Origin of the sequence: Gordonia iterans (assembly GCF_002993285.1) — a bacterium.
GTDB classification, from domain to species: Bacteria; Actinomycetota; Actinomycetes; order Mycobacteriales; family Mycobacteriaceae; genus Gordonia; species Gordonia iterans.
In genome coordinates, this window is sequence record NZ_CP027433.1 from 2,031,937 (window position 1) to 2,045,473 (window position 13,537).

General features: G+C 68.7%; 11 protein-coding genes. 7 read left to right on the top strand and 4 right to left on the bottom strand.

Annotation, left to right across the window (positions count from 1 at the left end; all coding sequences use genetic code 11):
- Positions 1 to 10: 10 nt before the first annotated feature.
- The 3 genes from C6V83_RS09290 to truB are packed head-to-tail and all read left to right on the top strand — an operon-like array spanning position 11 to position 3,718.
- Positions 11 to 679, top strand: a complete 669-nt coding sequence (locus tag C6V83_RS09290; protein WP_105942167.1) for a 4'-phosphopantetheinyl transferase family protein — start codon at positions 11 to 13, stop codon at positions 677 to 679.
- A complete protein-coding gene (locus C6V83_RS09295; RefSeq protein WP_105942168.1) occupies positions 676 to 2,775 on the top strand; it encodes an acyltransferase family protein in 2,100 nt (699 codons plus the stop codon). Before C6V83_RS09290 ends, C6V83_RS09295 begins: the two co-directional genes overlap by 4 nt.
- A 43-nt stretch (positions 2,776 to 2,818) precedes the next feature.
- Positions 2,819 to 3,718, top strand: a complete 900-nt coding sequence (truB, locus tag C6V83_RS09300) for a tRNA pseudouridine(55) synthase TruB (RefSeq protein WP_105942169.1) — start codon at positions 2,819 to 2,821, stop codon at positions 3,716 to 3,718.
- Between the two features lie 135 nt (positions 3,719 to 3,853).
- Here truB and C6V83_RS09305 read toward each other — a convergent pair whose 3' ends face one another.
- Complete coding sequence (locus C6V83_RS09305) at positions 3,854 to 5,095, bottom strand: alpha/beta hydrolase family protein (RefSeq protein WP_456071336.1); 1,242 nt, start codon at positions 5,093 to 5,095, stop codon at positions 3,854 to 3,856.
- Between the two features lie 264 nt (positions 5,096 to 5,359).
- Complete coding sequence (locus C6V83_RS09310) at positions 5,360 to 6,034, bottom strand: metal-dependent transcriptional regulator (RefSeq protein ID WP_105942170.1); 675 nt, start codon at positions 6,032 to 6,034, stop codon at positions 5,360 to 5,362.
- 40 nt (positions 6,035 to 6,074) lie between these two features.
- Here C6V83_RS09310 and C6V83_RS09315 point away from each other — a divergent pair, with 40 nt between their 5' ends.
- From C6V83_RS09315 to C6V83_RS09330, 4 genes are all read left to right on the top strand, one after another.
- Entirely contained in the window at positions 6,075 to 7,040 is a 966-nt protein-coding gene (locus tag C6V83_RS09315) for a bifunctional riboflavin kinase/FAD synthetase (protein WP_105942171.1), read from the top strand.
- Positions 7,041 to 7,179: 139 nt separating this feature from the next.
- Complete coding sequence (gene rpsO, locus C6V83_RS09320) at positions 7,180 to 7,449, top strand: 30S ribosomal protein S15 (RefSeq protein WP_105942172.1); 270 nt, start codon at positions 7,180 to 7,182, stop codon at positions 7,447 to 7,449.
- A gap of 318 nt (positions 7,450 to 7,767) precedes the next feature.
- On the top strand, positions 7,768 to 8,238 hold the full coding sequence (locus C6V83_RS09325) for a VOC family protein (protein ID WP_105942173.1): 471 nt from the start codon (positions 7,768 to 7,770) through the stop codon (positions 8,236 to 8,238).
- 344 nt (positions 8,239 to 8,582) lie between these two features.
- Positions 8,583 to 10,832 (top strand): polyribonucleotide nucleotidyltransferase, encoded by a 2,250-nt coding sequence (locus tag C6V83_RS09330; RefSeq protein ID WP_105942174.1) that lies wholly within the window; start codon positions 8,583 to 8,585, stop codon positions 10,830 to 10,832.
- Positions 10,833 to 10,900: 68 nt separating this feature from the next.
- Here the strand turns inward: C6V83_RS09330 and C6V83_RS09335 are convergent, their stop codons facing one another.
- Together C6V83_RS09335 and C6V83_RS09340 are read right to left on the bottom strand one after the other, a co-directional pair.
- On the bottom strand, positions 10,901 to 11,359 hold the full coding sequence (locus C6V83_RS09335; protein WP_105942175.1) for a GNAT family N-acetyltransferase: 459 nt from the start codon (positions 11,357 to 11,359) through the stop codon (positions 10,901 to 10,903).
- Positions 11,360 to 11,453: 94 nt separating this feature from the next.
- Positions 11,454 to 13,499: a neutral/alkaline non-lysosomal ceramidase N-terminal domain-containing protein gene (locus C6V83_RS09340; protein WP_105942176.1), complete on the bottom strand. Its 2,046-nt coding sequence runs from the start codon at positions 13,497 to 13,499 to the stop codon at positions 11,454 to 11,456.
- Between the last annotated feature and the right edge of the window lie 38 nt (positions 13,500 to 13,537).

The following is a 13,537-nucleotide window of genomic DNA, read 5'->3' on the forward strand; positions in this document are numbered from 1 at the left end:
GAGGTGTCGCGTGATCGAACTGCTCTTTCCCCGCGGCGTCGGGACGGCTGAGGCTTTCGGCGACCCCGACGAGGCGCGCCTGCTTCCGGCGGAGGAGAGCCTGATCGCGCAGGCTGTGGACAAGAGGCGCCGTGAGTTCACCACCGCCCGCCACTGCGCCCGCACCGCGCTCGGCCGGATCGGTGTGGAGCCGGCTCCCATTCTCCGCGGTGAGCGGGGCATGCCGCTGTGGCCGTCGAACGTGGTCGGCTCGCTGACGCATTGCGACGGCTATCGCGCCGCCGTGGCCGCCTACTCGATGCAGATCCGCTCGCTCGGGATCGACGCCGAGCCGCACGCGGCACTGCCCGACGGTGTCCTCGGCCATACCAGTCTGCCGGAGGAGCGCGCGGTCCTCGCCGAGCGCGACGACTCGATCCACTGGGACCGGCTGCTCTTCTGCGCCAAGGAGGCCACCTACAAGGCGTGGTTCCCGCTCACCCAGCGCTGGCTCGGCTTCGAGGACGCTCACATCACCTTCTCGCGCGAGGCCGGAGACGGCGCCGTCGCGGCGGGCACGTTCACTTCGCACATCCTGATCGACGGCGCCGCGATCGACGGGGCCGCGCCCCTGCTCACGCTCCCCGGACGCTGGCTGATCGCCGACGGTCTGATACTGACCGCCATCGCTCTCACGTGAGCCGCCCCGACGTGACCGCGGCGGCCGCCGCCGCGCCCCGCACCACCCGCCGGACCGATGTCGAGGGTCTGCGCGGGGTCGCGATCATGCTCGTCGTCGCCTTCCACATCTGGTTCGGCACCGTCTCCGGCGGCGTCGACGCGTTCCTGTTCATCTCGGGCTTTTTCCTGATCCCGTCGCTGATCCGCTCGCAGACTTCGACGGAGCCGGTGAACAATCCGCTGCCGCGGCTGTGGAAGATTCTCAAGCGGCTGTGGATCCCGATGGCGCTGACCGTGGCTGTCACCGTGGCGGCCACCTGGTACGTCTACCCGTCGTCGCGGCGGGCGGAGACGCTGATCGACGCGCTCTGGTCGGATCTGTTCCTGGAGAACTGGGCCCTGGGCTTGCGCAACCTCACCTACGCCGATGCCACCTCGCTGCCGTCGCCCTTCCAGCAGCTGTGGTCGCTGGCCGTCCAAGCGCAGGTCTTCGCGCTGCTGATCGTCGGCGTGGTCCTCCTCGGGCGAGTGCTGCGGCGGCAGGTCCGACGCGGAGCGCTCCCGCACAGTGCGATCAACCGAATCCTGATCGCCGTGATCGCGGTCGCCACCGCGGCGTCGTTCGGCTGGGCGACCTACGGAGTCGGCACAGGTCAGACGCTGAACTACTACAGCACGGTCTCCCGGTTCTGGGAGATCGCCCTCGGCGGGCTGGCGGGGCTGGTGGTGGCCGGGCTCACCGTGCCAGAGCGCTGGCGACAGGTCGCCGGCGTGCTGGGATTGTCGATGCTCCTCGCGACCGGATTCGTGGTCGACGGCGCCGCGACCTTCCCCGGACCGGCGGCCCTGCTGCCGATCGGCGGCACGCTGCTGGTGTTCCTGGCCGGTTCCGGGGGATCGAGCGTCCTCACCCGAGCGCTCTCGACGGCGCCGATGGTGCGGTTGGGGGCGCTGGCCTATCCGCTGTACCTGTGGCACTGGCCGCTGCTGATGATGTACCTGGTGTACCGCAATTATCACGGCACGCCGGTCCGGAACGTGGGGCTGTTCGACGGTCTCGCGATCATCGCCGCGTCGCTGTTGCTCGCGGCGGGCACCGACTGGCTCCTCAAAGAGGACTCGCCGGTCCGCACGCTGCGGGTCCGGACACCCGCGGTGATCGCCGGAACGCTGGCTGCGATGACCGTGGCGGTCCAGGCGTGGGCGGCGCCGGTGCCGGTCGCCAATGCCGACTCGATCGACTGGACCCAGCACCCGGGGGCCGCAGCGCTGCAGGGCCGGGAGGTGCCCGACGGCGTCGACTTCGTCCCGCGCGCCGAGGCATCTCGCACCGATCTACCGCAGACCGGCGACGACGGGTGCGTGAACAACGGCGCCGACCACTCCGATCTGCTGATCTGCGACTACGGCGCACCGCGGGCGCCCGGCCGGAAGGTGCTGATGCTGGTCGGCGGCTCGCACGCCGAGCACTATCTGCCGGCGCTCCACGAGATCGGGAAGGCGAACGACTTCACGGTCGAGACGGTGATCATGGTCGGCTGCGCACTGGCCACCGGCGCGACCGCCGCCGAATCGACCGAGCGCGAACACTGCCGGGCCTGGCAGGACAAGGCCCTCGAGCACGTGGTCGGTGCCCGCCCGGACGCGGTGTTCACCACGTCCACGCGGCCCCTGGAGAAGGCGGGCACGGGCGACTACACGCCGCAGTGGTACGTCGACGTCTTCGCCCGGCTGTCCAGTGAGGGCATCCCCGCACTCGGCGTCCGGGACCTGCCGTGGCTGCTCGACGAAGACGCCGAGCACCGCCAACCGTTCGACTGTCTGTCCGTCCGCGAGGACCCCGAATTCTGCGGCGTGCCGAGAGAGCGTGCTCTGGCTGCGGAGGATCCGGCGATCACCGCACTCGGGGGAATGCCCGGCGTCAGCCTGCTCGACTTCAGCGATCTGCAGTGCGACGCCGAGGTGTGTTCGGCGGTGGTCGGCAACGTGATGGTGTACCGGGACTCGCACCACTACACCAAGACGTTCGTCCTCACGATGGTCCCGTACATCGAGAACGCGCTCGCGGAGGCCCTCGGCTGGTTCGAGAGCGCCGGCGGGACGAGCGAGCCCTGAGGGCTTCGTCAGCCGGGTCCGGCGGGTTGGCATACTTGCCGCCATGGCCGATTCCACGATTGAGAACGCCGGACTGCTCGTCGTCGACAAGTCGGCCGGGATGACCAGCCACGACGTCGTGTCCACCTGCCGCAAGGCCTTCAACACCCGTCGGGTGGGGCACGCGGGCACGCTGGATCCGATGGCGACCGGGGTGTTGGTGATCGGCATCGAGCGCGCGACCAAGCTCCTCGGCCTGCTGTCGCTGACCACCAAGAGCTACACCGCGACCGTCCGCCTCGGCGCGTCCACCACGACCGACGATGCCGAGGGCGACGTGCTCGCATCCACCGATGCGTCGCTCGCGACCGACGAGCAGATCGCCGCGGGCATCGCCGCGCTCACCGGCGAGTTGCAGCAGATCCCGGCCAAGGTCAGCGCGATCAAGGTCGACGGCCGCCGCGCCCACGCTCTGGTGCGCACGGGCGAGGAGTTCGAGTTGGCGGCGAGGCCGGTGACGGTCCACCGCTTCCAGGTCACCGCGATTCACCGGATCGGCGGTTTCGTCGACGTCGACGTCGAGGTCGACTGCTCGTCTGGAACCTACATCCGCTCGCTCGCCCGCGACCTCGGCGAGGCCCTGGGCGTCGGCGGACATCTGACTGGGTTGCGGCGCACGGCGGTCGGCCCGTTCACCCTCGATCACGCGCGCACGCTCGACGATGTGGTGGCGACGCCCGGCGTCAGCCTCGGCATCGACGATGCCGCGAAGCTGTGTTTTCCGCATCGAGCGATCTCCGGCGACGAAGCCGAGTCGATCAGTCAGGGGCGCTGGCTGGAACCGGTCGGACGCAAGGGGATCTACGTCGTCGTCGATCCGGACGGCCAGGCGATCGCGCTGGTCCAGGAGAAGGGCCGTCGCGCCGCATCGGTGATGGTGGTGCGGCCGGCAACGCTGCGCTGACCTTTCGACGGAGCTCAAGGGTCGGCGACGGGGCTCAAGGGTCGGCGACGGGGCTCAAGGGTCGGCGACGGGGCTCAAGGGTCGACGACGGAGCTCGAGCCGAGCTCCGTCGTCGACCGGATCGGGGCGTTCAGGTCAGCGCAGGATGCGCGCCAGCCACGGAGTGGAGTCCGGCATGGAGGCCAGGACCGCGCTGGAGTGGTCGTCGTCGGGGTAGACGTGCAGGGTCACCGGCTGGTTGTTCGCCTTCATCTGCGCGTACAGCGAGAGCGCCGACGGTGCGGGGACGTCGACGTCGCGCAGACCCTGACCGAGGAAGATCGGCCGGTCGTAGCCCTTGTAGGGCGTCTGCATGTAGGTGTGCAATGCCCGGGAGAAGCCGGGGATCGACTGGACCGGCCTGGTGAACCAGGTCTTGACGTCGTCGCCGGACAACTTCTCCTTGAGGATCGGGTAGCAGGTGGTGCGGCCCTGCTGGAGTCGCTGCTTGCCCTTGGCGGTCATCACGCTGGTGAGGTTCAGTCCGGGGCGGGTCTCGTTGAGGCCGGCCAGGATGTAGGCCGTGTACGCGTTGAGTGCGCCGGGCAGGGTGACCGGGGGCATCTGGGGGCCGAGGAGCTCGTACAGGTACTCGAGATTCGCCGGGATTCCGGTGGCGACCACGCCCCGATAGTCCAGGCCGTTGCCCCGGCTGAACTCGGTGGCGTAGCGGGCGCCGTTGAGCGCGGCGGCGGCGCCCTGCGACTGGCCGATGATCGCCCAGCGCTTGGCGAGCCGGGCGCCTTCGGGCAGTTGCAGCTGGTGTGCGGACACCGTCGCCGCGACGATCGCGTGGGCCGCAGTCTTGCCGTCCAGGTAGGCCATCAGCCCCGGCGTGCCCAGCCCGACGTAGTCGGCGGCGACCACCGCATAGCCCTGGTTCAGCCAGTGGCCCAGGTACTTCACGTCGCGCTCGCTGCGCGGATGGGCTGACGGAGTGCACTCGTCGGCCATGCCGACGGTCCCGTGTGCCCACGAGATCACCGGCCAGCCGCCGGCCGGTGCCTTCCCGCGCGGCAGGAAGACCGCACCGGTGCTCGTCGCCATCTTCCCGTGCTGGTTCTTCGCCGAGAACTGCACTCGGTAGGCGCTGCTCGCCGCGGGCAGCGTCACCGACGGATCGAGCGGCACCTGAGCGATCAGGCGGCCTTCGCGGTGGGGGATCGGGCCGGAGTAGTTCGTGACGTCCAGGCCGGACCAGTTCGGGACGCCGATCGACACCACGTCGTCGGCATGGGCAGGCGCCACGCCGACGACGGTCGCCATTGTCAGCGCCGCGGTGGTGAGGGCCACCGTGAGGATTCGGCGCGGCCCGCGGACAGTACCTGAGAGCTTCATGGCGTGAAGGTAACAGGAACCTGAGACGGGTCCGGGGTCATCGAGCGCCGTACTGTGCCCTCCCGGGTCGGATTGTGCCGTCTGCACGCGGCTGGTGTCCCGTGTCGAAAGTTCTTTCGCGGCATGCCGGGGCCCGATGAACGTCTGGCGGCGTTGTCCTCGGTCAGGATACCTGCCGGTATCCCTCCCTCGTCCGCCTTGCCGGCCGCCCATCGGACTCCCGGCAACCATCGAGAAACTTTCGACACGAGACACTAGGGAGGTTCAGACGAAGATCGCGCGCGAGGCGACGTCGCCCAAGTGGATCAGGTCGCCGTCGTCGACGCAGACCGAGATGGTCCCCGCGAAGGGCCGCTTCTCCACGACCTCGACGGTGCGGTCCAGATCGATGCCGATCTCCTGGAAGTAACGCAGCATGTCCGAATCGGAGTCGGAGATCCGGCTGATCACGCCCGACTCGCCGACGTCGAGATCGGCCAGCTGGCGGGAACCGGCATTCGGCACCCGGCCGTCGGCCGACGGAATCGGATCGCCGTGCGGGTCGCGTTGCGGAAAGCCGAGCTTCGCGTCGATACGCGCCATGAGGCGATCGGAGACGGCGTGCTCGAGGATCTCCGCCTCGTCGTGCACCTCGTCCCATCCGTAACCCAGCTCGCGCACGAGGAAGGTCTCCAGCAGCCGGTGACGGCGCACCATGCCCACCGCTGCGGCGCGGCCGTCGTCGGTGAGCGACACCGAGCCGTAACGCTCGTGCTCCACCAGGCCTTGGTCGGCGAGCTTGCGGATGCCCTCCGACGCGGTCGACGGCGAGACGCCGAGCTTGTCGGCGAGCAGCTTCGTGGTGACTTTGACCTCGCTCCACTCCTGGGAAGTCCAGATCACCTTCAAATAGTCCTGGGTGACCGATGTGAGGTCGCCGACCGGGCGTGAGTGGGGCATGCGCGTGAGTTTACTTGGCGGCGAGTCGTACGCTTGACACGTGTTGCGATGGCGAGGGTTGGCGAATGTTCCCCCGGGCTGGGGGCGGTGCGTGGTGACGATCGGCGTGTTCGACGGTGTCCACCGTGGTCACGCCCAGTTGGTGGCGGCGGCGACGCGTTCTGCGGCCGAACGGGGAATTCCGTCGGTGCTGATGACTTTCGACCCGCACCCGTCCGAAGTGGTGCGGCCCGGCACGCACCCGCCGCAGCTGTCGACGCTGCGTCGGCGTGCGGAGCTGGCCGAGGAGATGGGGATCGACGTCTTCTGCGTCGTCCCGTTCACCACGACGGTTGCGGCGCAGTCGCCGGAGGAGTTCGTCCACGAGGTCCTCGTCGAGCAACTCCACGCCGCCGAGGTGGTGGTCGGCGACAACTTCACCTTCGGGCACAAGGCGAGCGGCGACGTCGCGAAGCTTCGTGAGCTGGGGGAGCGTTTCGGTTTCGAGGTGACGGCTGTGTCGCTGTTCGGCGAGCACGCGGTCACCTTCTCGTCGACCTACATCCGCTCGTGCGTCGGCGCAGGCGACGTCGAACTCGCGGCCGAGGCGCTGGGCCGTCCGCACCGGGTGGAGGGCGTCGTGGTGCACGGTGAGCGGCGGGGGCGTGACCTGGGCTATCCGACTGCGAACGTCTCGGCGACGACGTACGCGGCGATTCCCGGCGACGGCGTGTACGCCGCGTGGTTCACCGTCCAGGGCAGCGGGCGCGAACCGGAGGGTATGGCGATCGGCCAGCGCTACCCGGCGGCGGTGTCGGTCGGCACCAACCCGACCTTCTCCGGTCGAGACCGGACCGTCGAGGCGTACGTGCTCGACGTCGACGCCGACCTCTACGGCCAGCACGTCACCGTCGACTTCGTCAGCCGGATCCGCGGCATGGAGTCGTACGACAGTCTCGACGCGCTGATCGCTGCGATCGGCGACGACGTCGAGCGCACCCGGTCGATCTTGTCCGCCGAATCCTGACCGACGGCGGCCGGGCGCTGATTTCCGCCGGGCACGGCCCGCTGGTAGTCTCGATCGCTGGTGCTCGCTGCAGTCCGTGGTGGCGCACCCTCCGCGGAGCGGAGATTCTTGGCACGGAACTGAAACAAGGAGATCACGCATGTCGCTGACTGCTGACCAGAAGAAGACCATCCTCGCCGAGTACGGCGTTCACGAGACCGACACCGGTTCGCCCGAGGCCCAGGTCGCGCTGCTGACCAAGCGCATCACCGACCTGACCGAGCACCTCAAGGAGCACAAGCACGACCACCACAGCCGTCGTGGCCTGCTGCTGCTGGTCGGTCGTCGTCGTCGTCTGCTCAAGTACCTGGCCGACGTGGACATCAACCGCTACCGCTCGCTGATCGAGCGCCTCGGCCTGCGCCGCTGAGCCGGTTCAGCCAAGCCCGACCAAGCACTTTGAGCTTGCGAAAGCCCCTTGAGCTTGTCGAGAGCTCCTTGAGCTTGTCGAGAGCCCCTTGAGCTTGTCGAAAGGTCCTCGCGTCCATCGAAAGCCCCTTGAGCTTGTCGAAAGGTCCTCGCGTCCATCGAAAGCCCCTTGAGCTTGTCGAGCCCCTTGAGCTTGTCGAGCCCCTTGAGCTTGTCGAGCCCCTTGAGCTTGTCGAAAGGCCGCTCCGCCACCCGGCGGGGCGGCCTTTGTCGTGGCCAGATGCTTGAGCCTGTCGGGCGGACGGCGGAGAATCACACCATGAGCGACCCTGCGATCACCCCGGCCGTCTGTTATCGCGACCCGCGAGCCGCCGTGGCGTGGCTGGGCACAGCGTTCGGCTTCACTCCGACCGTCGTCATCGAGTCGCCGGACGGCGATCCGGCGCGCAGCCACTACGAGGTGAGTCCGGGCGGTGCGGCCGCCCTCGCCGTGAGCGGAATCTGGGCCGAGTGGACCCGCTCGCCCCACGACTCCGGCGGAAACACGCAGTGGCTGACCGTGCGACTGCCCGAGGAGGTCGGAGCGGCCGGCCTGGACGCCCATTGCGAGCGCGCGCGGTCGGCGGGTGCCGAGATCACCGACGAGCCCGCCGACGAGTTCTTCGGCGACCGGCGTTACCGGGCCGTCGATCCCGAGGGGCATCACTGGACGTTCGCGGTCCATGTACGCGACGTCGGACAGGCTGAAGCGGAGGAGTTCCTCGGCCATCGTATCGAGCGCTGGAGCTGACGCGCGGTGTCGTGAACCTGGATCTGTGGCGTCGAGTGATAGGATCTGTGAGAACGATTGTGCTGGTGACGGTGCATCGGATGTGTTGGCAGACCGGTCCTCGGTAGTGGCCGCCGGAATCTCGGATCAGATCCGAGCAGATTCCGGCCGCTTCGATCGATGGCCGTCTCACGCCGCTGGGTCCCCGCGATTCCGCAGGGAGCCCGAGGAGCGGCGCGCATTCCGGCCGTGCCCAAGGCAGTTCAACGTTTCGGCGCCGCGCACCGCGCGGGGCCGGCAACTGCATATCTCGCGGAGACCACACGACAGCTGGTTCCGCGCAACGAAAGGGATTTGAACAATCCATGACTGATGTCATCGAAGAATTCGACGAGACCATCACCGAGGTCTCCTGTGTGATCGACAACGGCGCGTTCGGCAAGCGGACCATCCGCTTCGAGACCGGCCGCCTGGCTCTGCAGGCCGCGGGCGCCGTCGTCGCGTACCTGGACGAGGAGACCATGATCCTCTCCACCACCACGGCCTCGAAGAACCCGAAGGAGCACTTCGACTTCTTCCCGCTCACCGTCGACGTCGAAGAGCGCATGTACGCCGCGGGCCGCATCCCCGGCTCGTTCTTCCGCCGCGAGGGCCGCCCGTCGACTGACGCGATCCTCACCTGCCGCCTGATCGATCGCCCGCTGCGCCCGTCGTTCGTCGAGGGTCTGCGCAACGAGATTCAGGTGGTCGAGACCATCCTCTCGCTCGACCCGAACGACCTGTACGACGTCGTCGCGATCAACGCGGCCTCGGCGTCGACCCAGATCGCCGGCCTGCCGTTCTCCGGTCCGGTCGGCGGCGTGCGCGTCGCGCTGATCCCGACGGACGAGAACAAGGCCGGCCAGTGGGTCGCCTTCCCGACCGTCGAGCAGCTCGAGGGCGCCGTCTTCGACATGGTCGTGGCCGGTCGTATCGTGTCCGGGGAAGGCACCGACGCGGACGTCGCCATCATGATGGTCGAGGCCGAGGCCACCGAGAACGTGCTCGACCTGATCGCCGGCGGCGCGACCGCGCCCAGCGAGACCATCGTGGCCGAGGGCCTGGAGGCCGCCAAGCCGTTCATCGCGCAGCTGTGCGAGGCGCAGAAGCAGCTCGCCGCGGCCTCGGCCAAGGAGACCCGGGAGTTCCCGCTGTTCCCGGCCTATCAGAGCGACGTCTTCGACGCCGTCTCCGACTTCGCCGCCGAGCGCCTGAACACCGTGCTGGCGATCGCCGGCAAGCAGGAGCGGGAGGAGGCCACTGACGCGCTGAAGGCCGACGTGCTGGCCGAGCTGGGTCCGAAGTTCGAGGGCCGCGAGGGTGAGATCGGTGCGGCGTTCCGCTCGCTCACCAAGAAGCTGGTCCGCCAGCGCATCCTGACCGACCACTTCCGTATCGACGGCCGCGGCATCACCGACATTCGCGAGCTCTCGGCCGAGGTCGGGGTCATTCCGCGGGCGCACGGCAGTGCACTCTTCGAGCGCGGCGAGACCCAGATCATGGGCGTCACCACGCTCGACATGGTCAAGATGGCGCAGCAGATCGACTCGCTCGGTCCGGAGACCTCCAAGCGCTACATGCACCACTACAACTTCCCGCCGTACTCGACCGGTGAGACCGGCCGCGTCGGCTCGCCCAAGCGTCGCGAGATCGGCCACGGCGCACTCGCCGAGCGGGCCCTGGTGCCGGTGCTGCCGAGCGTCGAGGAGTTCCCGTACGCCATCCGCCAGGTGTCGGAAGCACTGGGCTCCAACGGCTCCACCTCGATGGGCTCGGTGTGCGCATCGACCCTGTCGATGCTCAACGCCGGTGTTCCGCTGAAGGCTCCGGTCGCCGGCATCGCGATGGGCCTGGTGTCCGACGAGGTGACCATCGACGGCAAGACCGAGACGCGCTACGTCGCGCTGACCGACATCCTCGGTGCCGAGGACGCCTTCGGCGACATGGACTTCAAGGTCGCCGGCACCAAGGACTTCGTGACGGCCCTGCAGCTGGACACCAAGCTCGACGGCATCCCTTCGCAGGTGCTCGCCGGCGCGCTGAGTCAGGCCAAGCAGGCCCGTCACACCATCCTCGAGGTGATCGCCGAGGCGATCGACGAGCCCGACGAGATGAGCCCGTTCGCGCCGCGGATCACCACCATCAAGATCCCGATGGACAAGATCGGCGAGCTGATCGGCCCCAAGGGGAAGACGATCAACGGCATCACCGAGGAGACCGGCGCCAACATCTCGATCGAGGACGACGGCACCGTGTTCATCGGCGCCTCGAACGGCGAGGCCGCGCAGGCGGCCATCGACAAGGTCAACGCCATCGCCAACCCGCAGCTGCCGAAGGTGGGCGAGCGCTTCCTGGGCACCGTCGTCAAGACCGCGCCGTTCGGCGCGTTCGTGTCGCTGCTGCCGGGCCGCGACGGTCTGGTCCACATCAGCAAGCTGGGCAACGGTAAGCGCATCGGCAAGGTCGAGGACGTGGTGAACGTCGGCGACAAGCTGCAGGTGGAGATCGCCGACATCGACGAGCGCGGCAAGATCAGCCTCGTTCCGGTGCAGGCGGACGCTCCGGCCGACGCCTGAGCTCTGATCGAGCGGAGTCGAGATCCGGCCCGCGATTCCCTTCCGGGAGTCGCGGGCCGGAGCCGTCTCTACAGTTCCTGCACGTACAGCAGCATCCGGTAGTCGGTGCCGGGCTCGATGTTCACGAAGCCGTGGCGCTCGTAGAAGCGGCGGGTGTCGTGGTCGATCTCGTCGACGTTGATGTGCAGTTCGCCGCCGCCGCGTCGTCGTACCTCGTCCATCACCGCGGTGAGCAGTTGTGTCCCTATCCCGTGGTCGCGGAGGGCGGGGATCACGTAGAGCTCGTCGAGCACCGCGAGCGGGCCGTCGCAGTAGATGGTCGGGCGAAGGGTGACCGTGCCGAAGCCGGTCGGCGCCTCCGGCGGTCCGGCGAGAACCGCGAACCCGTCCTGGTCGGCGAGCAACGCCCCGTAGCGGCGGGTCAGCACGTCGAGCTCCGCGGTCGGTTCGGCGAACTCGGTGTCGAAATCGACTTGCAGGCGCGCCAGCAGCGCGGCGTCGTCGATCGAGGCGAGACGAACGGTCATGCATCGGACCCTACCGGCCGATGAGTGCTGTCAAGTGGTTCTCCACGAGCCATTTCACGGCACTCGCCGACCGGGGCCCGACGCCCGGAACGGTTCAGCCGACCTCGATGGGGCCGGAGTTGCCGCTGATGGCGGTGAGCTTTCCGGACGGTGCCTTGGCGTCGCCGTAGTAGCGGATGCGGTAGCGCCCCGCGGCCCCCGGTGGGATCCGCCAGGTGACAGTCACCTTCGACGACGAGCCGCTGCCGCCGGGGCGCTCCCACTTCAGTTCGGTGGACTCGTGGTCGTCGTCGAACGCGACCTGCCATCCGGTCGCGGTGTGCTTCTCGATCGCGTAGTAGCCCTTGGTTTTCCGTCCTCGACGGACGCGGTTGGCCGGGTGCGCGCCACAGAATCCGACGGTGACCGTCGATCCGGGCCGGGCTTTCGCGGGGACCCGCGAGACCACCTGTCCGTAGCGCTTGCCGGGCAGCGGGGTGTCGGCGGGCGGACTGCCGAGCAGGTCGGGGTGCGGTTCGTCGCGGCGGTCGGCGGGGCGCGGTCCGACGGGTTCTCGGCGGCCCCGGGCCAGGGCGCGAGCGAGCTTGTCGAACTCTTGCATGTACGCACACAGCGTCCAGCGGCCGAACAGCGTCGCACCACCCTCGTACTGCTGGGCGGCGTACTCCTCCGGGGTGGTGACGTACTGACTGAAGCCGTTCGAATACGCCTGCAGCAGCACGTTCTCCAGCGGAACCTTCAGGGCGTCGGCGACGATTCGCCGGATGCGAAGACCTGAGACGACGGTGATCTCGGCGGGGAGGCCGGCGAGCACCAGGTCGCCGATGCGGATCAGCTGGATCGGCAGCGTCTGCTCGATCCACGGGCGCGGCGGCAGGATGCCGAGCGGAAAGAGCTCGGCCTTGGGGGCCTGCGCGTAGAGCATCCACGGTTCCGGTGAGGGGAGGTCCGCGGCGCCGAGTGCGACGGTCAACTCGTTGCGCATGCCTTCCTGGAGGATCGCGAGCTGGCTTCGTGTGTTGTCTTCCATGCTGGTCGCCGCTGAGGCGAGGCCCATCATCGCCGGTGCCGTGCGCGCGGCTTTGCCGTGCGGGGTGTAGTGACCGTCGATGTGGATGTCGGCCATGTTCAGGTACTTGGTGGCCGAGGCGATTCCGCCCTGGACCGGCCGTGCTCCGGCGAGCGCCGACCGGCCCGCACGGTCCTGCCGTTGCCCGATCTGGATCCGGTTGGCGCGGTGGTCGGCGGTCGGTCCGCCCGGGTTCATCTTGCGCAGCCACAGGTTGGGTGTCATGTCGCCGGCGTTGGTCTGCGCGTGCGCGGTGACCACTGCGGGATCGCGCTGCTCGGCCAGATAGGCCGCATATCCCTTGTTGTCCGGGCCGATCAGGAAGTTCGCATCGGTCAGCGAGGTGCCGTGAGTGGCGAACCAGACGATCTCGCCCACGGTGGTGCCGCCGCGGCGCAGGCGGAGCGCGGTGACCTGCGGGTCGATCTTGCCGGGGAAGTGGGCGCGGTCGGGTGCGGGATTGCGGTCGAATGCGGGTTGGGAACGGTTCGCGCTGGCGTTGTGCAGTTCGGCGAAGCCGAGCTCGACGGTACCGGGTCCCAGGCTGCGGTGCGCCTCGTCGACGGCATCGAGCAGGCCGGCGAGTTCGGCGTCGAAGGAATTGCGCCGATGCCCCTGGGCGGCCAGCACGTAGGCGTAGTCCCACGAGGTGCCGCCGCACGAGTTGTGGTTGTGGGTGGCGTTGATGTTGACGTTGTGTTCGTTGTAGAGGGCGCCGTAGCGCTTGCGGAGTTCGGCCAGCAGGCGCACGTGGTGCGAGGTGAAGACGCACGCGATATCGGCGTTGACGAACAGGACGCGGTCGCCCGTCGCCGCGTCCGCGATCACGTACGCGCGCGCCCAGATCCGCTGGAGGAGGCCCTCGGCCACCTGCTCCATGTCAGAGTAGCCCATCATGCCCTGACCGGCGACCGCCCCGGTCATGTCGCCCTTGCCGGCACCGACCAGGTACCCGCCGGCGTCGGCTGCCGCCGGACCCGCTTGCGTTCCGGCGCCGCCGAGGGCGCCCGCGCCTGCTGCTGCGGTGATCGCCGCGGCCTGTAGAACCCGACGTCGTGAGGGACCGGTCACGAGTGCTCCTGTACTAGAACGTGTTTCTGTCGGAGGTA

What these genes read in the sequence shown, in the direction of transcription:
- truB (WP_105942169.1), top strand. Translation starts at nt 2,819, where the DNA reads ATGGCCGATTCCACGATTGAGAACGCCGGACTGCTCGTCGTCGACAAG.
- C6V83_RS09335 (WP_105942175.1), bottom strand. Translation starts at nt 11,359, where the DNA reads ATGACCGTTCGTCTCGCCTCGATCGACGACGCCGCGCTGCTGGCGCGC.
- C6V83_RS09305 (WP_456071336.1), bottom strand. Translation starts at nt 5,095, where the DNA reads ATGAAGCTCTCAGGTACTGTCCGCGGGCCGCGCCGAATCCTCACGGTG.
- C6V83_RS09310 (WP_105942170.1), bottom strand. Translation starts at nt 6,034, where the DNA reads ATGCCCCACTCACGCCCGGTCGGCGACCTCACATCGGTCACCCAGGAC.
- rpsO (WP_105942172.1), top strand. Translation starts at nt 7,180, where the DNA reads ATGTCGCTGACTGCTGACCAGAAGAAGACCATCCTCGCCGAGTACGGC.
- C6V83_RS09330 (WP_105942174.1), top strand. Translation starts at nt 8,583, where the DNA reads ATGACTGATGTCATCGAAGAATTCGACGAGACCATCACCGAGGTCTCC.
- C6V83_RS09325 (WP_105942173.1), top strand. Translation starts at nt 7,768, where the DNA reads ATGAGCGACCCTGCGATCACCCCGGCCGTCTGTTATCGCGACCCGCGA.